Annotated in this window: 21 protein-coding genes; 13 read left to right on the top strand and 8 right to left on the bottom strand. The window is 70.9% G+C overall.

The window, feature by feature from the left end; genetic code table 11:
* Nucleotides 1–108 precede the first annotated feature (108 nt).
* The 3 genes from JK364_RS32150 (at nt 109) to JK364_RS32140 (ending at nt 2,962) form a co-directional block, all read left to right on the top strand.
* A complete protein-coding gene (locus tag JK364_RS32150; protein ID WP_201854863.1) occupies nt 109–981 on the top strand; it encodes a helix-turn-helix transcriptional regulator in 873 nt (290 codons plus the stop codon).
* A gap of 206 nt (nt 982–1,187) precedes the next feature.
* On the top strand, nt 1,188–2,063 hold the full coding sequence (locus JK364_RS32145; protein WP_201854862.1) for an aldo/keto reductase: 876 nt from the start codon (nt 1,188–1,190) through the stop codon (nt 2,061–2,063).
* 128 nt (nt 2,064–2,191) lie between these two features.
* On the top strand, nt 2,192–2,962 hold the full coding sequence (locus tag JK364_RS32140) for an SDR family NAD(P)-dependent oxidoreductase (protein ID WP_201854861.1): 771 nt from the start codon (nt 2,192–2,194) through the stop codon (nt 2,960–2,962).
* Nucleotides 2,963–3,040: 78 nt separating this feature from the next.
* On the opposite strand, the gene JK364_RS32135 is transcribed toward JK364_RS32140, so the two are convergent.
* Nucleotides 3,041–4,597: an alpha-L-arabinofuranosidase B gene (locus JK364_RS32135; protein ID WP_201854860.1), complete on the bottom strand. Its 1,557-nt coding sequence runs from the start codon at nt 4,595–4,597 to the stop codon at nt 3,041–3,043.
* A gap of 213 nt (nt 4,598–4,810) precedes the next feature.
* On the opposite strand from JK364_RS32135, the gene JK364_RS32130 reads away from it, so the two are divergent.
* Both JK364_RS32130 and JK364_RS32125 read left to right on the top strand, forming a co-directional pair.
* Nucleotides 4,811–5,419: a 3'-5' exonuclease gene (locus tag JK364_RS32130; protein ID WP_201854859.1), complete on the top strand. Its 609-nt coding sequence runs from the start codon at nt 4,811–4,813 to the stop codon at nt 5,417–5,419.
* 293 nt (nt 5,420–5,712) lie between these two features.
* A complete protein-coding gene (locus JK364_RS32125; protein ID WP_201854858.1) occupies nt 5,713–6,468 on the top strand; it encodes a dienelactone hydrolase family protein in 756 nt (251 codons plus the stop codon).
* Between the two features lie 65 nt (nt 6,469–6,533).
* Here JK364_RS32125 and JK364_RS32120 read toward each other — a convergent pair whose 3' ends face one another.
* Both JK364_RS32120 and JK364_RS32115 read right to left on the bottom strand, forming a co-directional pair.
* A complete protein-coding gene (locus JK364_RS32120) occupies nt 6,534–7,436 on the bottom strand; it encodes a serine hydrolase (RefSeq protein ID WP_201854857.1) in 903 nt (300 codons plus the stop codon).
* Nucleotides 7,433–8,350, bottom strand: a complete 918-nt coding sequence (locus JK364_RS32115) for a LysR family transcriptional regulator (RefSeq protein WP_201854856.1) — start codon at nt 8,348–8,350, stop codon at nt 7,433–7,435. The genes JK364_RS32120 and JK364_RS32115 overlap by 4 nt, the downstream gene beginning before the upstream one ends.
* Before the next feature lie 171 nt (nt 8,351–8,521).
* Here JK364_RS32115 and bla point away from each other — a divergent pair, with 171 nt between their 5' ends.
* A complete protein-coding gene (bla, locus tag JK364_RS32110; RefSeq protein ID WP_201854855.1) occupies nt 8,522–9,478 on the top strand; it encodes a class A beta-lactamase in 957 nt (318 codons plus the stop codon).
* 17 nt (nt 9,479–9,495) lie between these two features.
* Here bla and JK364_RS32105 read toward each other — a convergent pair whose 3' ends face one another.
* Nucleotides 9,496–10,257, bottom strand: coding sequence for a sulfite exporter TauE/SafE family protein (locus tag JK364_RS32105; protein ID WP_201854854.1), 762 nt, complete (start codon nt 10,255–10,257; stop codon nt 9,496–9,498).
* Between the two features lie 84 nt (nt 10,258–10,341).
* On the opposite strand from JK364_RS32105, the gene JK364_RS32100 reads away from it, so the two are divergent.
* The 3 genes from JK364_RS32100 (at nt 10,342) to JK364_RS32090 (ending at nt 13,274) form a co-directional block, all read left to right on the top strand.
* Nucleotides 10,342–11,265 (top strand): LysR family transcriptional regulator, encoded by a 924-nt coding sequence (locus JK364_RS32100; RefSeq protein ID WP_201854853.1) that lies wholly within the window; start codon nt 10,342–10,344, stop codon nt 11,263–11,265.
* A gap of 280 nt (nt 11,266–11,545) precedes the next feature.
* The gene (locus JK364_RS32095; protein WP_230992802.1) at nt 11,546–12,376 is read left to right on the top strand and encodes an alpha/beta fold hydrolase; all 831 of its coding nucleotides are present in this window, start codon (nt 11,546–11,548) and stop codon (nt 12,374–12,376) included.
* 19 nt (nt 12,377–12,395) lie between these two features.
* Nucleotides 12,396–13,274 (top strand): helix-turn-helix domain-containing protein, encoded by an 879-nt coding sequence (locus tag JK364_RS32090; RefSeq protein ID WP_230992836.1) that lies wholly within the window; start codon nt 12,396–12,398, stop codon nt 13,272–13,274.
* 57 nt (nt 13,275–13,331) lie between these two features.
* On the opposite strand, the gene JK364_RS32085 is transcribed toward JK364_RS32090, so the two are convergent.
* Entirely contained in the window at nt 13,332–13,781 is a 450-nt protein-coding gene (locus tag JK364_RS32085) for an RrF2 family transcriptional regulator (RefSeq protein WP_201854852.1), read from the bottom strand.
* A gap of 176 nt (nt 13,782–13,957) precedes the next feature.
* On the opposite strand from JK364_RS32085, the gene JK364_RS32080 reads away from it, so the two are divergent.
* On the top strand, nt 13,958–15,076 hold the full coding sequence (locus JK364_RS32080; RefSeq protein WP_201854851.1) for an NADH:flavin oxidoreductase: 1,119 nt from the start codon (nt 13,958–13,960) through the stop codon (nt 15,074–15,076).
* Nucleotides 15,077–15,219: 143 nt separating this feature from the next.
* Here JK364_RS32080 and JK364_RS32075 read toward each other — a convergent pair whose 3' ends face one another.
* On the bottom strand, nt 15,220–16,563 hold the full coding sequence (locus JK364_RS32075; RefSeq protein WP_201854850.1) for a cellulase family glycosylhydrolase: 1,344 nt from the start codon (nt 16,561–16,563) through the stop codon (nt 15,220–15,222).
* Between the two features lie 160 nt (nt 16,564–16,723).
* Between JK364_RS32075 and JK364_RS32070 the strand changes: the two genes are divergently transcribed.
* On the top strand, nt 16,724–17,113 hold the full coding sequence (locus tag JK364_RS32070; RefSeq protein ID WP_201854849.1) for a TraR/DksA family transcriptional regulator: 390 nt from the start codon (nt 16,724–16,726) through the stop codon (nt 17,111–17,113).
* A 102-nt stretch (nt 17,114–17,215) separates the two neighbouring features.
* Here JK364_RS32070 and JK364_RS32065 read toward each other — a convergent pair whose 3' ends face one another.
* Nucleotides 17,216–18,058 carry an SDR family oxidoreductase gene (locus JK364_RS32065; protein ID WP_307841439.1) on the bottom strand — a complete coding sequence of 281 codons (843 nt, stop codon included), beginning with the start codon at nt 18,056–18,058 and terminating at the stop codon, nt 17,216–17,218.
* Between the two features lie 213 nt (nt 18,059–18,271).
* On the opposite strand from JK364_RS32065, the gene JK364_RS32060 reads away from it, so the two are divergent.
* Together JK364_RS32060 and JK364_RS32055 are read left to right on the top strand one after the other, a co-directional pair.
* Nucleotides 18,272–19,207 carry a D-alanyl-D-alanine carboxypeptidase family protein gene (locus tag JK364_RS32060; protein ID WP_201854848.1) on the top strand — a complete coding sequence of 312 codons (936 nt, stop codon included), beginning with the start codon at nt 18,272–18,274 and terminating at the stop codon, nt 19,205–19,207.
* Nucleotides 19,208–19,523: 316 nt separating this feature from the next.
* The gene (locus JK364_RS32055; RefSeq protein ID WP_201854847.1) at nt 19,524–20,486 is read left to right on the top strand and encodes an alpha/beta hydrolase fold domain-containing protein; all 963 of its coding nucleotides are present in this window, start codon (nt 19,524–19,526) and stop codon (nt 20,484–20,486) included.
* A gap of 54 nt (nt 20,487–20,540) precedes the next feature.
* Here JK364_RS32055 and JK364_RS32050 read toward each other — a convergent pair whose 3' ends face one another.
* Nucleotides 20,541–21,500, bottom strand: coding sequence for a LysR family transcriptional regulator (locus JK364_RS32050; RefSeq protein WP_201854846.1), 960 nt, complete (start codon nt 21,498–21,500; stop codon nt 20,541–20,543).
* Nucleotides 21,501–21,592 lie beyond the last annotated feature (92 nt).

The following is a 21,592-nucleotide window of genomic DNA, read 5'->3' as shown; positions in this document are numbered from 1 at the left end:
CCGTGCCCCTTCGGTGTTTCCAGCTTGGGCCGGGATCGCCGGGCCAGCCACGGCTCTCTCCACCCTGGGGTTGTCAGCCCCTGGCTCAGCTCACCGGCACAAGCGACCATGGAGAGCGTGAACCACTCCGAATTCGCCGCGTTCCTGAAGTCCCGGCGCGACCGCATCCGCCCGGCCGACGTCGGTCTGCCCGCCGGTCCGCGGCGCCGGGTGCCCGGCCTGCGGCGCGAGGAGGTCGCCCAGCTGGCCGGGCTGTCCGCGGACTACTACACCGAGCTGGAGCGCGGTCGGGGCGCCCAGCCCTCCGCCCAGGTGCTGACCGCGCTCGCCCGTGCGCTGCGGCTGAACGGCGACGAGCGCGACCATCTGTTCCACCTCGCCGACCGTCCCGTTCCCCCGGCGACGCACGGCCCGGCCGCGCAGGTCCAGCCGGCCCTGCTCGGCCTGCTGGACCGGCTCACCACCACCCCCGCCCAGGTCATCACCGATCTGCACCAGACGCTCGTGCAGAACGAGCTGGCCGCGGCGCTGGTCGGCCGTCCCCCGGCGGTGCGCGGCCCCGCGGCGAGCTTCGTCTACCGCTGGTTCACGGATCCGGACACCCGTGGGGTCTACCCGCCCGAGGACCACCCCCACCACTCCCGGGTCTTCGTGGCCGATCTCCAGGCCGTCGCCGCCCGGCGCGGCGGCGACTCCGAGGTACGGCGGATGGTGGCCGCGCTCCGCCGCCGCAGCGAGGAGTTCGCCGCTCTCTGGGACACCCATGACGTGGCCCTCCGGCGGACCGACCACAAGCGCATCGTCCACCCCTCGCTGGGCGTCATCGAGCTGGACTGCCACTCCCTGTTCAGCGAGGACGGCCACCAGCGGCTGCTGTGGTTCAGCGCCCCGCCGGGCACCGAGGGCGCCGCCCAGCTGGAGCTTCTCTCGGTGATCGGCACGCAGGACATGACGGCCGGCGAGCACAGCTCGTCACCGTGATCCCCCGCCCTACGGGCGATGGAGTGGCGGCCTCGGAGGCCGGGCACGGCTCCCCGATCGCGCCAACGTGGTGACGTTCGGGGCGCGGAGCGAGCGAGCGGCCCGTCATCGGGAACCCCTGTCGCAGTACGAGCGGGCTCTGCCCGGTGCCGGGGCACGGCACCGGCGGTGGGCCCGCCAGTCTCCGACTCACCCAAGGACCCCGTATGAATGGACCAGCCCCGCTTCTGACCCTGAACAACGGCGTGCGGATGCCCGCCCTCGGGCTCGGTGTCTACCAGAGCCCGCCCGACGAGACCGTCCCCGCGGTGACCACCGCGATCGAGGCCGGCTACCGCCTGATCGACACCGCGGCCGCCTACGGCAACGAGAAGGAGGTCGGTGAGGGCATCGCCCGCTCGGGCATCGGCCGCGAGGACATCTTCGTCATCACCAAGCTGTGGCTGACCGACTACGGCTACGACTCCACCCTCCGGGCCTTCGACACCAGCCTCACCAAACTGGGTCTGGACCACCTCGACCTGTATCTGCTGCACTGGCCGGTCCCGTCCGCGTACGACACCACGGCGGCCTCGTACAAGGCGGCCGAGAAGCTGCTGGCCGACGGCCGGGTGCGGGCCATCGGCGTGTGCAACCACACCCCCGAACACCTGACCGACCTCATGGCGCGCACCGAGGTCGTGCCCGCCGTGAACCAGGTCGAGCTGCACCCGAACTTCAGCCAGCCCGAACTGCGCGCGTTCGACGTCCGCCACGGCATCATCACCCAGTCCTGGTCGCCCATCGGCGGGGTGAACCGCTACGCGGGCGCGGACAAGGGCAGGGATCCGCTCCAGGAACCCACCATCACCGGCCTCGCCGAGAAGTACGGCAAGAGCCCGGCCCAGATCATCCTGCGCTGGCAGGTCGAGCACGAACTGTGCGCGATCCCCAAGTCCGTCAAACCCCACCGCATCGCGGAGAACATCGGGATCTTCGACTTCTCCCTGACCCCCCACGAGGTGGCCGCCATCGACGCGCTCGACACCGGGGCGCGCGGCGGCCCCGACCCCGACCGGGTCGAGCTCGGCACATTCTCCTGAGACACCGGTGCGGGGCGGCCACCGGCCGCCCCGCAAACGGTCGTCCGGGCACGAGACTACCGAGCCTCATCGTGGAATGATGACGCCTGCTTTTGTCGGTTCCAGACCTCTGCCGTTGGGAGAGAGGCATGCGGGGACTTCAGGGCAAGAGGATCGTCATCGCGGGTGGCGCCACCGGTATCGGTGCCGCCACGGCCGAGCGGCTCGCCGGGGAAGGTGCCTCGGTCGTCGTCGGCGACATCGACCTCACGGGCGCGAAGGCTACCGCCCAGCGCGTCGCAGAGGCCGGCGGCACGGCGGTCGCCGTCCCGTTCGACCTCGCCGACGAGGAGTCGATCGGCGCGCTGATCGACCGGGCCGCCGCCGAACTCGGCGGGGTCGACGGGCTGTACAACGTCGGCGCCGACCTCTCGGACGAGCATCTGGGGCGGGACACCGATCTGCTGGAGATGGACCCGGCCGTGTGGCGGCGCACCCATGAGGTGAATCTGCTGGGCTACGCCCTCACCTGCCGGGCGGTCATCCCGCGGCTGCTGGCCCAGGGTGGCGGCGTGATCGTGAACACCTCCTCCGGCGCGGCCTGGGGAGGGGAGCCCCGGCGTCCCGCGTATGCCGCCTCCAAGGCCGGAATCAACGCGCTGACCCGCCATATCGCCTCCCGCTGGGGCAAGGAGGGCATCCGCTGCAACGCCGTGGCACCCGGGCTGGTCATGGGCGACACCCAGAAGCAGCGGGACGATCAGCGGCTGCAGACCATGGCGCTGAAGATCGCCCGCAGTCCGCGGCTGGGCGAGCCCGCGGACGTGGCGGGCACCGTGGCGTTTCTCCTCTCGGACGACGCCGAGTGGGTCAACGGCCAGGTGTGGTCGGTCTGTGGCGGCATGAGCCTGCGCGACTGAGGGCTCCCCGGGACCGTCCTGCGGCGGGCCAGGTCGTCCTGCGGCCTCCTGCGGCGTCCTACGGCGTCCTACGGCGTCCTACGGCGTCCAGGGCGTGGACACCCGCCAACTCACGTCATCGGCCCACGACGTGGCGCTGTCGAACGGGTTGGACCCTCCGTCGGAGGCGATGTAGACCTTGTTCTCGTAGTGGCGGATGAACCGGTCGGGGTAGTTGTAGGACGCGAACGAGGTGCCCTGGCCGTTCTTGCCGGTCTGGGGGCAGAAGGTGGCGTCGGCCCGGAAGACGGCGGTGCCGTCCATCGGCTGCCGGAGCAGCTGGTAGTTGTAGTGGCGCAGGAAGTCGCCGGGGTAGTTGCGCGACTCGAACGACACGCAGGAGGCGTTGGCGAGGCCGCGGCGCACGATCCAGGACGCGTCGCCCCTGTCGAGTGCGGAGCTGCCGGAGGACACCACGGAGGTGACGGCGCTGTTGGCCTGGTGGCGGACATAGCGGTCGGTGTAGCCGGGGGTGGTGGCGCGCAGGGACATCGTCGAGCCCGCGTTGAGGGTGCCGCCCGCCACGGGGCTGGGCGCGCCGTAGCCCACGGAGACGACGTTGGCCTGCACCGCGTCGTCGGCCGCGTCGGTCGGCAGGCCGCTGGTCATCACGCCCTCGAAGAACGAGCCGATCGACCCGTTGCTGTTGTCGCCGCCGGTGCCGAGGACGATGGAGCCCTCCTGGTGCATCGGCGAGTAGCCCGGCCTGGACGGCTCGGGACCCGCGTACTGGGTGGTGAGCCTGCCGGACTGGGCGTTGCCGTCCTTGAGGGCGAAGTGGTTCTGTCCGTTGTTCTTCAGCAGGGCGGTGACGAAGGGCGCGGAGTTGCCGGTGTTCGAGGGGTTCTCGCTGTAGCCGCTGTCCGACTGGAACAGGCCGTTCTCCAGGTCCGCCTGCACCCAGGGTCCGGATCCGCTGCACGGCGGGAACCAGCACTCCGTACCGAAGTTGATGGCGTCCATGTGGCCGTTGCCCGTGTCGGCGATCCGCACCTCGGCGTTGCCGTAGTCGAAGCAGCACAGGCCATTGACGTGGGTGCCGGAGGTGACCATGTACATCCCCTCGGGCTGGCCGTTGACGGCGACACCGGAGGCCGCGGTGTGGCGGTAGCCCATGCGCCCGGAGAAGGACGCGCCGTAGACCTGGTGGCCGCCCGCGGTCACGGGTAACGCGTCGGCGGGCACACCGGAGTTGGCGGGGCCCGCGGTGCCGGCCGGTTCGATGGGCATGTGGTTGTGGCGCGGTGACTGGTCGTAGATGACGTTGATGACGCATGTGGTTCCGGCGCAGAAGGAATCCTGCCGGGCGGCGTCGGCGTAGCCGCCCGCCGCCAGCGTTCCCACGTCGGTCACGGCGCTGTCGGAGGCGCGTTTCAGCTGGTAGAGCGGGCCGTTGAAGGAGGCGTAGAGGGCCCGGGTGGTGCTGTGCGCGGCCACACAGGGCGTACCGGCCGCGGCGTAGATGTCGCACGGCAGGGAGGCCGCGGCCTGGGACGTGCCCGTGCCGCCGGCCAGGAGTCCGAGGACGAGGGTGGCTGTCGCACCCACCGACAGCAGCGCTCTTCTCACCCTCGTGAGACCCGAAGGAACCTTCATGGTGGTGCCCTTCCTCGTGTCTGTGTGAATGCCAGAGTGTGAATGTCAGGGCCATGTCATTGCTTGTTCGATATTTCGTACGTTGACCGTGAAATCGAACCTGACGGTAGGACTGGCGACCGTCGGCGTCAATGGCCGCGCACGGAGGAGTAGCCTCCTGTGCGGCGACTCGTACGGTTCATTCGCCCCCATTGCATTTCGAGGAGAGACCGTTTGTCGACGTTTGTCGTGTTCGACCTTGAGTTCACCACATGGCCGGGAGCGCTCGAGCAGGACTGGTCGGAACCGGGGCAGCTTCGCGAAATCGTCCAGATCGGCGCGCTGCGCATCAGCACCGGCTCCTCCCCCGCCGCCCACTCCGTTGTCGAGGAATACGAAGCGCTGGTCAGACCGGTGGTCAATCCTCGGCTGTCGCCGTTCTTCACCGGCCTCACAGGCATCGACCAGCGGACCGTGGACCGCGAGGGAGTCGCCCCCGCCGAGGCGATCGGCGACTTCCTGGCCTTCTGCCGGGGGCAGTCCGCCCTCTCCTACGGCAATGACATGGTCGTCCTCGGGGAGAACGTGGGATGGGCCCGGGCCCGCGGCGAGGAGGTCAAGAACGGCTTTCTCACCACCCCCTTCCTGAACATCCGGCCATGGCTGAACACCATCGCGCCGACAACGGCCCCGGCCAATTCCGGTCGGCTGTGGGAAGCGCTCGGCCTGCCCAAACCCGCGGCCGGCAAGGAGCATTCGGCGCTCTTCGACTGCTATTCGATCGCCGCGGCGATCGGACACGTCTGCGCCGGTGGGGCCGCCCTGCCCGAGGGGTGCCTCTAGGGGCCGACCGGCGGATCTTGACGCCTGCGGCGGGCTGTTCACCGCTGGGAGGTGCCCCCTGAGGGGCTGGACAGCGGGGCTTCGCCCCCGGACCCCGGGGTCCGGGGGCGAAGCCCCGGCAGCGGACCCGCTCTGCCCGAGTGGCGCTTCCGGGGAGGGAGCGAATCGGCCATCGGCGAGCGTGGCGTCCGACGCGCCGGCGGCGAGTGGCACAATCCGCCGGAGAGGCCGGAGATCTTGCTCGGCGGTGCTCGCGCGCCGTCCGGTACGCATCGAGGAAAGGAACCCCCCACATGGCCGCAGTGCGCGGAACAGCCGTGGACATCCCCACCCAGGACGGCATCGCCGATGCCTACTTGGTCCACCCCGACGACACCGACCGCCACCCGGCCGTTCTGCTGTACATGGACGCGTTCGGCCTCCGGCCCCATCTGCGCGGGATGGCCGACCGGCTGGCCGCGGCCGGTTACACCGTGCTGGTGCCCAACGTGTTCTACCGCCACGGGCGCGCTCCCGTGGTGGACTTGCCCGAGTTCCTCGACCCGACGGCGCGTTCGGCGGTCTTCGAGCACATCGCCCCGATGGCGCAGGAGCTCACCCCCGAGCGTGCCATGCGCGACGCCGGCACCTATCTCGACTGGCTGGCCTCCTGCGCGCAGGCCACCGACGGGCCCGTGGGCATCACCGGCTACTGCCTGGGCGCCGGTCTTGCCCTGCGGACCGCCGGAACACACCCCGGTCGTGTCGCCGCGGCGGCCGGTTTCCACGGTGCCTTCCTGGCCACGGAGGCGCCGGACAGCCCGCACACGGTGGCCGGACAGGTCACCGCCGAGCTGTACTTCGGACACGCGGACCAGGACCACGCCCTTCCCCCCGAGCAGATCGAGCGCCTGGACAAGGCCCTCAACGAGGCCGGTGTCCGCCACCGCACCGAGGTCTACCCGGGCGCTCAGCACGGCTACACCCAGGCCGACACCTCCGCCTACGACGCCGAGGCCGCCGAACGCCACTGGGCGGCCCTGCTCGACCTCTTCGGCCGCACTCTCTGACCGTGGTGGGCCATGGCCGGTGACCGGCCGCCCCGGGCCGGTCGCCGCCCTCCGTCAGAAGGGCCCTAGAGCTGCCGGAGGTGGTCCCGCAGAGTGCGGGCCACCTGCGCCATCAGGGCCTCGGCGCCGGGCTGGACATTGGCGGGCACCAGCGACTCGGTGAGCGCGGCGACGGCGAACACCTGGCCGTCGGAGTGCTCGACGATCCCGATCTCATGGCGGAGGTTGAGGAGGGTGCCGGTCTTGGAGGACCAGGTGGTGGCGTCGGAGCTGAAGTCCGGGGCGAGTCGGTGCCGCAGCACGTTGTGGGCCATGAGGTCGCGTACGCGCAGCGCCACTTCGGGGTGGATTTTCGACGGTGTCCACAGGGCCTGGAGCAGTTCCACCCAGGCGCGTGCGCTGCCGGTGTTGGCTCGGGTGGTGTCGAGTTGCGGCACCCGATGGCCGCGGCCGCTGGTGCCGGCGTCGATGGCGAGGGCGTGGGCGAGATGCACCTGTGCGGCATCGAAGCGCTCCACGGGGGTTTCGCTCAGTTCGCGCATACCGTGCCGGACGGTGATGCCACGCAGCCCGAGCTCATGGAGGATCTCGGCCACCTGGGCGGGCGGGGTGAGGTCGAACAGCGCGTCGGCCGCCGTTCCGTCGCTCACACAGGTGCTCAGATAGAGCAGATCGTCGACCGCGATCCGGACGGGGTGGCGGAACCGGCTCAGCCCGGTGGGACCGGGCGTGGTGATCCGCCCTGGTGGCACATCGAGCATCGTGGCTCCGTCGAGTTCGCCACGCCGGACGCGCTCCAGCGTGGCCAGTGCGAGCGGGACCTTGACCAGGGAGGCGGAGGGCAGCTGGGTGTCCGGGTCGATCCCCACCTCGTCCCCCGTGTGGAGGTCCCGTACGAGCAGACAGCCGTGCAGACCGCCGTCGCGCAACTGTCCGCGCAGATCGCTCAGCAGTGCCTCGGTGCTCATGCCCCGGCTCCTTCCACGGTGCCCGCCAGTGTGCGAGATTCCTCGGCCCCCGCGCCGAGGCAGCGGGCGATGGCGCCACCCAGGCGCCCTTCGAGGTGCTGGGGATTGCCGTCCGCGGCGGCGGCGAGGGCGAACCCCCGGCTGAGCGCGATCTCACCAATCGGCCGCCACTTCAGGGCGAGTTCTTCCGCCTGGGCGGGAGAGCACAGCAACAGGTCGCTGGTGCAGAGGACTTCGGCGGCGGCGGTCGTCAGATCGGCGGCGGCCACGAGCTGCGCGGGCCGCAGACCGACCGCGTCGCGCAGCCGGGTGAGCGGGTCGCGGATGTGCGGCACATCGTCCTCCGGCTGGATCCATATCCGGCGGGCCGGGCCCCGAGCGGACCGGCCGACGCGCAACGTCTCCAGATAGACCCGCCGCACACCGGGATCCCGCACTCCGGCGAGCCCGAGCGGCACCGACCACGTGGCCTCGTCCGCGGGCACCGCGAGCAGGGCGGCCCGCACCTGCTGTGCGTGGATGAGCTCCAGGCGCCGCGCGGGCGCCGCCACGCGGAGATCGAGGGTGACGCCGTGCCCTCGCGCCTCGGCGACGAGGTGGGCGAGTCCGGCCGTGGAGCAGATGCCGGGCACCGCGAGCCGCCACGGCTTGCGCTTGGCCGCCTCCGCCTCGTGCAGCAGCACATCGGCCGCCTGTACGAGCTGTCTGGCCACCGGCAGCATCTCCCGCCCGAACGGGGTGAGGACGGCCCGCCGCGAGGTGCGCTCGAAGAGCTGCTCCCCGAAGCGCTCCTCCAGGGCGGCCACGCGACGGCTGGCCACCGACTGCGACATCCGGGCGGCGGCCGCCCCGACGGTGAAACTTCCCCGCTCGCTCACGCTGACGAACGCCCGGCACACTCCCACCAGATCCACAGCCGCACTCTATGCCAGATCGGCATGAAGAAGCGCATGAGCGTATTGGACCGCATAGCCGCCCGACGGCGAGGGTGATCCCAACGCCATGACCACGCCCCGGAGGCGGGGCCCGGTCATTCCATCCCGTGTGCGCCCCGCGCGACGGGGACCCAACCGGAGGTTCGGACCATGCGATTCACCCGTGCCCGGCACACCGCTGTCAGCGCGCTCGCCACGCTCGCGCTGCTCGTCCCGCTGACGGCCTGTAGCGAAGGGGATTCCTCCGACGCGTCGGAGCCGTCGAGTTCCTCGTCCATCTCCGCCGAGAGGGCGAGTACGGCGAGCACGGGCGCGGACACGAAGGCGGTCACCGGCGCGTTCAAGAAGCTGGAGCGCTCCTACGACGCGCACCTGGGGGTCTACGCGATCGACACCGGCACCGGACACGAGGTGGCGTACCGCGATGGCGAACGGTTCGCGTTCGCCTCCACGTTCAAGGCGCTGGAGGCCGGTGCCGTGCTGCGGAAGTACAAGCTGAGCGGGCTGGACCGGGTGATCCGGTACTCCAAGGACGACCTGGTCGACAACTCCCCCGTGACCGAGAAGCACGTGGACACCGGGATGAGCCTGAGCGCGCTGTGCGACGCCGCCGTCCGCTACAGCGACAACACCGCGGCCAATCTGCTCTTCGACCAGCTCGGCGGACCCAAGGGCCTCGACGCCATCCTCGAGAAGCTGGGTGACGACGTCATCCAAATGGAGCGTCACGAGCCGGAGTTGAGCCGATGGGTACCTGGCGAGACACATGACACCACCACCCCGCGGGCGATGGCCAAGGACCTGCGCGCGTTCGTCCTCGGCGATGTCCTCGGCGAGGGAGAGCGCGCGCAGCTCACGAAGTGGCTGCGGACCAACACCACCGGGGACGAGCTCATCAGGGCCGGAATGCCCAAGGGCTGGCAGGTCGGCGACAAGACCGGAAGCGGCAGCTACTACGGCGCCCGCAACGACATCGCCGTGGTGTGGCGGCCCGACGCCGCTCCCCTCGTCATGGCGATCATGTCGTACCGCGGTGACAAGGACACCCCGTTCGACAACAAGCTGATCGCGGACGCGGCGTCGGTGGTGGCCGACACGATGTCGTAACGCGGTCGGTCAAGTCCTCAGCCACGCAGGAAATACAGGACCGTCATGGTCACGGCGGTGGTCAGAATGACGCCCCGCAGCAGCCACGCGGGCAGACGGCGGGCGATCCGCGCTCCGGCCACACCACCGGCCACCGCCCCGACGAGCATGGCGGCGAGCAGACGCGGTGCGCCCAGCGCGTCCGAGGCGAGAAGGAACAGCCCGGTCGCGCTGAGGTAGATGGCCGTGATCTGGACGACCCGCATCGGGTTGCCGGTCGAGGTGTCGAGGCCGAGGCCGATGCTCCACACGGCCAGCATCATGATGCCTACGGCACCGCCGAAGTATCCGCCGTACACGGCGAGGAGGAACTGGCCGGCCAGGACGGCCCGGGGGCTCATGCCGACCGCATGGCCCCTCGCCTCGCTCACCGCGCGGGAGACGCGGCGCCCGAAGGCGAGGACCACCGTGGCGAAGGCGAGCAGCCAGGGCACCGCGGCGTCGAACGACACCGCGGGCAGCGCCAGCAGCAGACCGGCACCGAGCCCGCCACCGATCACACTGACCGCCGTCAGGGCCCGCGTGGACGTGTCCCCGACCGGGGCCAGATCGCGCCGGTACACCCACGCGCTCGCCACGCTCCCGGGGACGAGCGCCACGGTCGAGGACGCGTTCGCCGTCACGGGGGACAGGCCGGCCGCCACCAGGGCGGGGAGCGCCACGAACGTGCCACCGCCCCCGATGGCGTTCAACGCCCCGGCGGCCACACCCGCCAGCAGAACAAGCACTGTCTCCGACATCCGCCGAGCATCGCCCCATGGCCCGTGGGCCCACAATGCGTGATCCGCGTAGCCGGCCCAAGGCTCTGCCTTAGGCTCATCAGGGTGCGGTATGACCTGGACGACCTGCGGCTCTTCCTTCACATCGTGGCGGAGGGCTCGATCACGGCGGGCGCTCGCCGGATGCATCTGAGCCTCCCGTCGGCCAGTGCGCGGGTGCGCTCGCTCGAGCATCACGCGGGCGTGGACCTGCTGATCCGCGGACGGCGGGGCGTGCGCCCCACCCCGGCGGGAACGGCACTGGCCCGCCACGCACGGGACGTGCTCGACCAGACGGCGCGCCTGGAGAGCGCCGTGGCGAGCTACGCCCGGCCGCCGACCGCCCCGCTGACCCTGCTGGGCGGTGGCTCCGCGATGCACCGGCTGGTGCCACGGGCCCTGGTCTCGTTCCTCCGCGCACACCCGGACGTCGACGTCGAGGTGTCCGAGAGCCGCACCCCACGGACCGTGCGGATGCTCGCCGACGGCGAGGCGGACCTGGGCGTCGTCCTCGACCGCGAGGCCCGCGACTGCGGTCTCACCATGGAGCCCCTCGGCGACGACTCGCTGGTGGTGATCGGCCAGTGCGGCGGGATCCTCGCGGGGCGCACCGAGGTGACCTACAGCGAGGTGGCCGAGCATCCGCTCGTGGGGCTCGACTCCGGTTCCTCGCTGCGCCGCTCGATCGAGAAGAACCTCGGACCGCACGCTCCGGCGGTGCGCTACCGCACCACCGTCGCCCACCTCAACACCCTGGTCTCCCTCGCGGCCGCCGGGGTCGGACTCGCCGTCGTGCCACGCCGTGCCATCGCCCCGTACCATCCGCTCGACGTGTGCGACCTCCGCGATCCGTGGGCACGCCGCCGTCATCTCCTGGCCTGGGGCACGAAGGCCCGGACCTCATCCACCGCCACCGCGGCACTCGCCGAACATCTGCGCCGCGCGGCCATGTCCGAGCCGGACGGGGGCGATGGCCTTCCGGCCTTGTAGGGTGCCGTCCCCGGCTGTGGCAGCGGCGGCGACGAATCCGAGGCTCCGAAGCCGACCGCCGACGCCGGGCTGATATCCGTCGCCCAGGCCTGCGGTGGCCTGTTCCGTCCGGAGGATGTCGGCAGGCTCCTCGTCGCGTGTGACATCGGCAGTGGCGGTTGTGGCTCCGCCGCCGGATCCGGGGCTGCGGTAGCCCGGTACTCGATACCGGTCGCGGCTGTCACGGCCACGACGACATATGTACAAGACCGGCAGCCGGCCGCTCCTGCACCATCCCTGCATGAGTGAACACACCGTTGAGCTCTCGCACGGGATGCATGTGGTCCACGACGGCCCTCGGCAGGGGCCACCACTGTTGCTCATCCATGGATCGGGGGCCTCGGGCGGCTTCTGGGGCCCGGTGGTCCCGGCACTCGCCCGCCGCCATCACGTCATCCGGGTCGATCTCCCGGGCTGCGGCCAGTCCCCGCCCGCGGCGTCGTACGACGTGCCCGCCCAGGCGGGTCAGATGGCGGCGCTGCTCGACGGTCTCGGGCTGCCTCCCGTGGTCGCGGTCGGGCACTCCAGCGGTGGCTACGCCGCCACCGCGCTCGCCGAACACCGTCCCGACCTGGTGAGATCGCTGGCGCTGATCAGCAGCGGCCCGAGTCTTGACGCCCTCCTGCCGCAGCCGGTCCTCCTTCGGGCGCTGATGGCGCCGCCCCTCGGCCCGCTGTTGTGGCCGAGGCGTTCGGACGCGACGATCCGGAGGGGAATCAGCGCGACGTGCGCCCGCCCGGTGGACGTACCCGACGACGTGGTGGCCGACATGCGGAGCATCAGCTACCCCGCGCTCAGGACCTTGCTGCGCCGGAACACCGCGTACATCACCGAGCGGAGCGTGCCCGAGCGTCTGGCCACCCTCGACGTCCCCGTACTGGTGATCTTCGGTGCCGCCGACCCCCGTTGGGAGCCCTCTTCGGCGCACCGGTACGACGCGGTGCCGAACGCGCGGGTCGAGCTGCTGCCCGGCGTCGGACACGTGCCCATGTTCGAGGAGCCCGAGGCGACCGGCACCCTGCTGCTGGGCTTCGCGGCAACGGGCGTTGACACCCCGCCCGTGACGCCCTGAGACCTAGACTGGTCGCGTGATGCCGGGAGGGACACCATTCGACTGGGCGTCGGTGGACGTCGCGGTCCCGCGCCCGTCAGATCGGCTGCCGGGGGTCAGCATGGCCGGGTTCCGCCAACGCGTCCCCGCGCCGGTGGACATCGCCATGGTCGCGCACCCGTCCGTCACCCTGCTGGTCGACCTGAGCGAGGAAGAGGGCTTCGCCTACCGCGCACACGGCCGGCACGGGCACGGAAGTGTGGTCATCGGGCTCCACCCCGGCGATGTCCGGACGGGCGGGCGGGTGGGCGAGTGCCTGCAGATCCGGCTGGAGCCGGTCGCGGCGGCCGCGGTGTTCGGCCCGTCGACCGAACTCGGCGGGACGGTGGCATCGCTCGATGAGCTCTGGGGTCCCGGCGCCGGGCGAGCCGAGGACAGGCTGCGTGCCGCCGCGTCGTGGGACGAGCGGTTCGCGATCGCGGTGGACATCCTGGGCCGTTGGCTGGGCACTCGCCCGCCCGTCGCCCCGGAGGTCGCCCACGCCTGGCGGCGGACGCTCACCGGCCGGGGGCGGGTGCGGGTCGAGCGCCTGGCGGAGGAGGTCGGCTGGAGCCGCAAGCGTCTGTCGGCCCGCTTCCGGTCCCAGCTCGGCATCGCGCCCAAACACGCCGCTCGACTGGTGCGGTTCGACCACGCGGCCCACCTTCTCGCGGCGGGTCACACCGCCGCCGGGGTGGCCGGCGAGAGTGGCTACGTCGACCAGTCCCACCTCCACCGCGAGGTCAAGGCGTTCACCGGGCTGACGCCCACGGCCGTGGCCGTCGCGCCGTGGCTCGCGATCGACGACGTCGCGTGGCCGGCTTCATGGCCGGTCCGGAAGCCGCCCGCGGTGATCGCGGGGACGGAGCCGACCTCATGAGACGGCACGCCTGGCGCTCCTGGCCACGCGGCGGATGAACACCGGGCCGGGCCCGGATCAGTCCTGCCGGGCGTGGCCGGTGCAGAGGCGGCGCAGTTCGCCCACGCTGTCCGCGAGCGTGCGGTCGCCCAGCGATTCGAGGACCGCCTCCTCGGCCTCGGCGGTGAGCGCGGCGAAATACTCACCGCCGTGCGCGGTCACCGAGCACACGGGCTCCACCACCGGCGAGGGGGCGAACAGGGGCTTGTCGCCGACGGCACAGCGATAGATCTCGGCCAGGGTGATCCGGCCGGCCGGCCGACCCAGCCGCGCCCCGCCGGTACGGCCCTTGACGCAGACGACCAGCCCCTCGTCCGTCAGCGGGACGAGGAGCTTCCGGACCAGGCTCGGGTTGGCGTTCAGTCTGTGGGCCAAGTCGGCGGAGCTCAGCGGCCCGGACCCGTTCTCGGCGGCCACGGCGAGGAACAGCATCACCTGGAGCGCGCGGGAGAACCGGATGTCCAGCACCTTCTCCACCTCCGCCCACAGATCGGGGCACAGCCTACTCGACGGTGCCGTTCCGCCCTCACCTAAAAAGCAATCGATACAGTTGCAGTTTACGCCGTGAAAACTGTACCTTTCAGACTCACACTTTTGGCTCCGGGGGAAGCCTCCTCGCAACGACACGTCTGGAGAGCGACACGGTGAACACCCGCCTGACCACGGCACTGTCCCGCCCGTTCACACTGGGTTCGGCCAAGCTGCCGAACCGGATCGCCATGGCCCCCATGACCCGTGGACACTCCCCCGATGGCATTCCCGGTGCGGACGTCGCCGCGTACTACGCGCGCCGGGCGGCGGCGGGGACCGGCCTGATCATCACCGAGGGCACCACCGTCGACCACCGGTCCGCCGGTTATATCGACGGCGTTCCCCGCTTCCACGGCGAGGAGCAACTGGCCGGTTGGCAAAAGGTGGTTGACGCCGTGCACACCCACGGCGGCGCGATCATGCCCCAGCTCTGGCACGTGGGCATACAGCGCACCGCGGGAGCGCCGCCGTTCCCCGACGCCCCGTCCGTGGGCCCGTCCGGGATCTCGCTGGACGGCACGCCCGGAGCGGGCGAGACGATGACCCTGACCGACATCGACGACGTCATCGGCGCCTTCGCGAAGGCCGCGCGGGCGGCCGAGGAGATCGGCTTCGACGGTGTGGAGCTGCACGGCGCGCACGGCTATCTCATCGACCAGTTCCTCTGGGAGCGCACCAACCGGCGCACCGACACCTACGGTGGCGATCCGGCCTCCCGGACCACGTTCGCCGCCGACCTCGTGGCCGCCATCCGCGAGCGGGTCGCGCCCGACTTCCCCGTCGTCCTCCGGTTCTCCCAGTGGAAGTCCAACAACTACGACGTCCGGCTCGCCGAGAACCCCGAGGAGCTGGAAACCGTGCTCACGCCCCTGGCGGAGGCCGGGGTCGACGCGTTCCACGCCTCCGGGCGGCGCTACTGGCAGCCGGAGTTCCCCGACACGGGGTCGGATCTGAACATCGCCGGATGGACGAAGAAGGTCACCGGCAAGCCGGTGATCACCGTCGGCTCGGTCGGTCTGGACAGCGTCTTCCAGCCCGGCTCCCTCTCCGGCGCCAACGCGGCCGTGGAGTCCATCGACCGGCTCCTGGAGCCCCTGGAGCGGGACGAATTCGACCTCGTCGCGGTCGGCCGCGCACTGCTCGCCGACCCCGAGTGGGCCGACAAGGTCCTGAACGGCCGGGTGAGCGAGCTCACCCCGTTCAGCCGGGACGCGGTGGAGTCCCTGCACTGAGCCCTCGCGCCGATCCCCGCGCCGATGGGAACGGCGCCGGCCAGCACGGGGGGATCTGGCCGGCGCCGGGCACGGGGTGCGTAGTTAGTTTAACATTTCACCATCGCCCCGCATTCCGGTGCTGTTCACGGTACTGGCCGGTGCTAGCCGGTGGCGCAGGCGCCGCCGTTGAGAGTGAAGGCGGTCGGCGCGGCGTTGGTGGCGCCCTTACCCGCGGTGAAGCCGAGGGTGACCGAGCCACGGGCGGGGATGGTGGCGGTGTACGAGGCGGGGGTGATGGTCACCGCGGCGCCATTCTGCCGCGGCGTTCCTCCCCACATGTTGGTGATGGTCTGGCCGTTGGCGAAGCTGAACCCCAGCGTCCAGCCGGTGAGGGCGGCGGTGCCGGTGTTACGGATGGTGATCTCCCCCTGGAAGCCACCGCCCCATTCGCCCGCCACCCGGTAGCCGACCGAGCAGCCGGTGCCGGAGCCGCCGCCGTAGATGGTGGCCTCGCGGGAGGTCTCGGCGATGCCGTCGGGGCCGTTGAAGACGCGCTTGCCCCAGTCGGTGAGCCTGGCCGGGTCGAAGTCGGTGGCCAGGTCGAGGATGGGATCGGTGTTGCCGCTCCAGGACCAGGCCAGATAGCCCAGCTTCAGCCGCTGGGCGGTGGCCATCATGGTGTTCTCGTCCGGATCGCCCCACTGGTCGGCGGGGCCGCCGAACTCACCGATGAGGATGGGCAGTTCGGCGCCCACGAAGGCGTTCAGATAGTCGGTGATCTCCTGCGCCGTGTCATAGACGCTGTACATGTGGATCGAGAAGATCAGGTTGCCGGTGGAGTCGGCTTCGTAGACGGTCCGCGCGTTGGTGCGCATCACGTTCTGCAGGTCCTGCCCCCAGTTGGGGGCGTCCACCATGATGGTGTGCTGGAACCCGGCGTTGCGCAGCTTCTGGACGGCGGCGACGGTGGGGGCGGTCCAGCCGGCCGGGTCGGTGTTGCCCCACGGTTCGTTGCCGATGTTGATGATGACGTAGTTCTCCTGGCCGGTGAGCACGCTCTTGAGGCCGATCCAGTAGTCGGCCGCCTGGTCGAGCGTGGCGGCCGCGGCATCTTCGCCGTAGCCGGTGGTGTCGTGCACTTCCAGTACGCAGATGAGCCGGTTGGCCTTGCACTGGGCGATGATGGCGGCCACGTCCTCGGGGCTGTTCCTGGTCCAGCGGTGGCCGTTGGAGAGGACGACCCGGACGGTGTTGGCGCCCAGGGCCTTGATGTCGGCCAGCGACTGCGTCTCGCCCGGATACCAGGTGTAGGCGTGGTTGACACCGCGCATGACGAAGTCGTTGCCGTTGCCCTCCAGCAGGCGGCCGTCGCTGATGTGCAGGCCCGCGGCCACGGGGGCCTGCGGGCGGGCCGGCTCGGCATGGGCGGTCCGGCCGAGACCCGCGATCCCGAAGAGGCTGACCAAGAGGGCCAGTAAGGCGGCCAAGGATCTCTTCCGTCTCATCATGACTCCAAGGAGTGAGCGCGTGATGGCGTCCGTACGGTGGACGTACGGCAGATTTGGGAGCGCTCCCATCCATTGCATCGGGCCCAGGAGACGTCAAGACCCCAGGGGAAGACCGGCAACCGGAATGCGGACCGGGCGCGCCGGGGTTATGCCGGGCATGAGCGATTCATCCGGCGGTGCCGCTTTCTCTCCGGCCGAGCGCGAGGCCATCCGCGAACGGCTGGCCGCCGAGCGTGCCGAAACCGGCACGCGGATCGCCGCCCTGAACCGTGAATTCGACGCGATCGTAGCGTCGAACGCCCTGGTGGCGGTGGATGACGAGCACGACCCGGAGGGGTCGAGCACCGCCTTCGAGCGAGCCCATGTCGCCGCCTTGCTGGCCCAGGCCCGCGATCATCTGACCGCCCTGGACGAGGCGCTGGAACGGCTGGACCGCGACGACTACGGGCGGTGCGATGTGTGCGGCGAGCCGATCCCGGCGGAACGTCTGGAGGCCCGCCCCACGGCGACCACCTGCGTACGCTGCGCGACCGCCCACCCCCGCTGAGCGGCCCGGCACCGAGCGGAGGGGCGGTTGGTGGGGCGGCCGCCCCTCGGCGGGGGAGGCCGCACTCCAACCCAGGGAGGCCGCGGCCCGGCCTCGGCCGTTTCAGGTCGTGGACCAGCTGTCGGGCCGCGAGCCGTCGGTGTCGGTGAATCCGTACTCCCGGGCGAGCTCGGCGGAGCTCACCGATCGCTGGTTCCACCTCGCCCGGCCGGGGTCGGAGGCCAGGGCGGCGATGGCGCGGCCGACGTAGCGCGGTGACTCGGAGGACGCGAAGGCTTCGGGGGCGGTCGGGCGGCCCTCGCCACGGTCCGGGAGCAACGCGTCGCGCCAGTTGCCCTCGCCGACCCCGTACGCCTCCAGCATCATCTCCGAGCGCAGCCACCCCGGTGTGATGGCGACGGCCGTCGCCCCGTGCGGCGCCAGCTCGTGGCCCTGGGAGAAGGCCAGCCGGTTCACTGCGGTCTTCACCAGGTCGTAGAAGACCGAGATGCGGTATCGCCCGGCATTGTACGCGGCGGTGCCGTCGGTCATCTCCACGAGCAGCCCACCCGGCTTGCCGATCAGCAGTGGCAGCAGGTGGTGCGAGGTGATCAGATGGGTGTCCAGCCCGAGCCGGAGGATGCGCAGTCCGTCCTCGATGCCGTGCTCCCAGATCGGGGTATTCCAGTCGGCGGGCCCGCCCTTGAGCCGCTCGGCGCCCCAGATGTCGTTGACGAGCACATCAATGCCACCGTGATCGTGGCGGATGCGCTCGGCCAGCCGCCCGACCTGCCCGGAGTCGAGGTGGTCGGTCCGTACGGCGATACCGGTGCCACCGAGCCGTGTGACGAGCTCGGCCGTCTCCTCGATCGTCTCCGGCCGGTCGTAGTCCGAGCCGCCCCTGCCCGACACGCTGCTGCGTCCGGTGCAGATGACGGTCGCTCCGGCCTCGCCCAGCGGGTTCACACCCTGAGTGTGGCAGATCGCGGATCAGTGGGCGCGCGCTACGGGCCGCAGGTGGCCGCCCCGGATCCGCCATCGGGTCAACAGCGCTGGTCCGGACACTAGTTGTTTCCCCAGAGGGCCCGCGTGTCCGCCACCCCGAAGCATGGCCAATTTTCGCCTGGTGAGACGATGCGCTCGCCCGAAACACACCTCAACAAGCGAAACGGAGGGCGAATGCATAAACGTCGTGGAACCGTGACCCGCCGCTGGAGAGTCGCGGCGGTCGCGTCCACGGTGGCCGTAGCGATCGCGGTCCCGGTGGCAATGGCCCAGGCTTCGGCCGAACCGCCACCGGAGGTCAGCGCCAAGGGCGCGTACCTGCTCGACACCGGTTCCAACAAGGAGCTGATGGCCAAGGACGCCGACACCAAGCGTCCGATGGCGAGCACCACAAAGATCATGACTGCCCTCGTGGTGCTCGAGACCCGAGGCCTGGACCTCAACAAGCAGGTCACCATCAAGCAGGAGTACCGCGACTATGTGACCAAGTCCGGTGCCAGCACGGCGGACCTGCAGACCGGTGACAAACTCACCGTCAACCAGCTGCTGTACGGGTTGATGCTGCCGTCGGGCTGCGACGCGGCGATGGCGCTGGCCGACACGTTCGGCACCGGCGACACCACCGCCGAGCGGACCAAGTCGTTCATCTCCAAGATGAACGCCAAGGCGCAGGACTTGGGGCTGACCAACACCAAGTACGACTCCTTCGACGGTGTCTCGGCCGACGCCGACAACTACTCGACGCCGCATGACCTGGCGCAGCTGACCCGGCGCGCCATGGACAACGCGACGTTCGACACGGTTGTCAAGTCGGTGTCCACCAAGCAGGAGGCACCGGCGGCCAACGGCAACACCCGGTACTACTCCTGGGACAACACCAACCAGTTGCTGGGTTCGTACCAGGGCGCGATCGGCGTCAAGACCGGGACCACCACCCCGGCCGGTCCCTGCCTGGTGTTCGCCGCCAAGCGCGGTGACAAGACGGTCGTGGGAGTCATCCTCAACGACGCGGACCGCTACCCGGACGCGAAGAAGATGCTCGACTGGACGTACGACACCACCACCGAGGTGAAGTGGCGCCAGCTTCCCAAGGACGCCCAGCGGGACTGATCCACAAGCCCCGTGAGGCGACAGCGCGGTGCCCCGGCCGGACTCGTTCCGGCCGGGGCACCGGTGCTTGGCTCGCGTTTCCCAGGCGTACGGAAGCGGAGGCGGGGAAGGCGAGGGTCGGGAGAGCCGAGGGTCAGGGGCGGGCGCACCGCAGCGAACGGGCGCCCGCCCCTGAGGCGTCTTCGCCCTGAGTGCCCTCGCCCCTGAGTCGTCTTCGTCCCGTTCGCCCGGCCTCTGTACCGGGCCTCGAGCGCAACTCGGCAGTCTGTGAGGACAGTTGGGGCAGCGGCCCCGCCGTCCTCGAACGGAGTCGACCATGGCCTTCACCCTCGACCCTGAGCTCGCCGCGGTTCTCCAGGCCCTCGCCGAACAGAGCGACCCCACTCCCCCGCCCGATCGCGATGACTGGCGGACGCTGCGCGCCAGGGGCATGGCCTCGATGCGGTGGATGGCCTCGCTGCTCCCGGCGTACCCGTCCGGCTATCCGCTGGTGAAGGCGTCCTCGCACAAGGTGCGGTCCGCGGACGGGGCGGAGATCCTCGTCCGCTGGTACGAGAAGGCCGAGTCCGCGCCGGGTTCCGCGGTCGTCTACGCCCATGGCGGAGGGATGATCGCCGGAAGTGTCGATCTCTACGACTCCGTGGTCGCCGGGTATGTCCAGGCCACCGGGGTACCGTTTCTGTCCGTGGACTACCGTCTGGCCCCCGACGCTGCCACCGGCACCGGCCCCGTGGAGGATGTGTTCGCCGCGCTGACCTGGCTGGGCGACCAGGCGCCCGAGCTGAGGGTCGACCCCCGCCGGATCGCCGTCATGGGCGACAGCGCCGGGGGTGGGCTCGCCGCCGGAGTGGCGGTCCTCGCCCGTGACCGGGGCGTTCCGCTCGCCCACCAGGCCCTGCTGTATCCCATGCTGGACGACCGCACGCTCACCCCGGATCCCCGGCTGACCCCCTATGTGGCCTGGACCTGGGACGACAACTGGACCGGCTGGCATGCCCTGCTGGGCGCTGCGTTCGGCACCGACGACGTCCCGCCGCAGGTGGCGCCCGCGCGCGTCGCCACCGTCGAGGGCCTGGCACCGGCCTATGTCGAGGTCGGGGAGCTCGACATCTTCCGCGCGGAGGCCGTCACCTACGCCCAGCGGCTCGCCGACGCCGACATCCCCACCGAACTGCATCTGCACAGCGGGGCCATCCATGAGTACGACCGCCTCGCGCCCGCCTCCCGACTGGCCCGCCGGGCCATGGAGGACCGCGGGCGGGTGATCTCCTCGCTGTGAGAGCCCGTCATGAGCTGAGCCGCCATGAGCTGAGCCCGTCATGAGCTGAGCCCGTCATGAGCCGGATCGGGGATCCGGCACCGCCGCTCGCCCGCCCATGTCCATCGCGTCGGTCCGCCGGGCCGCGGCGCTCTCGCGCAGCGAACCGAGGAACGCCCCGGCGGCGGGGGTGAGGGCGTGGTCGGCCATGCGCACGAGCAGGATCCGGCGCACCGGTGCGGGCGGCCGCAGGGGCAGCACACTGACGCCCGGGCGAATGCCCTCCAGGGCCAGGGTCGGGGCCAGCGCCACGCCCAGACCGGCGGCCACCAGGCCTTGCGCCTCCTGGTAGTCGTGTGCCTCATAGGCGATCTGCGGTTCGAAGCCCACCGCCCGGCAACTGCGCACCAGGGCCTCGGCCACCGGATGGCGGTCGGCACGGGTGATCCACGGATCGTCGGCGAGATCGGCGAGCGTGGCGTCGGTACGGGTGGCCAGCGGGTGGCGGTCACCGACCAGGAGGGCGGGCGGATCGTCGAGGAGCGGGGTGATGTCCACGTCCTCGCGGTCGATCCGGCACCAGTCGTAGTCCCACATCAGCGACATCTCGATCTCCCGGCTCTCCAGCATCGACCACAGGCCCGCGATACGGGCGCTGCGCACGGTGAGCCGTACGTCCGGGTGGGTGTCGCGGAAGGCGATGACGGCGGGCGGCAGCAGCGAGGCGCCGACGGTGGGGAAGGTGCCGATGCGCAGAGTGCCCGCGCGGAGTCCCGCGAAGTCGGCGAGCTCACTCTCCGCGGCCTTCAGCTCACGGGCGATCCGCTCCCCCCGGTCGGCGAGGGCGCGCCCGGCGTCGGTGAGGGTGACACCCCGTGCGTGGCGGTCCAGCAGCGGCTGGCCGGCCTCCGTCTCCAGTCGGCTGATCTGCTGTGACACCGCTGATGGCGTGTAGTTCAGGGCGCGGGCGGTGGCCGTCATGGAGCCGCGCCGGGCCACCTCGGCGAAGAGCAGAATGCGCCGGACGTCCAGCACGGCATCACCTCCAGCGTTCAGTTCTGCTTAATACCCCTGCAGATTTCCGAGATTGTACTTCACGCTGCCGTAACACACCGTAGATGCCACCG

The organism is Streptomyces endocoffeicus (genome assembly GCF_016741935.1).
Classification (GTDB): Bacteria; Actinomycetota; Actinomycetes; order Streptomycetales; family Streptomycetaceae; genus Streptomyces; species Streptomyces endocoffeicus.
Note: the sequence above shows the minus strand (reverse complement) of the source record. Positions and strands in the feature narration are given on the sequence as shown.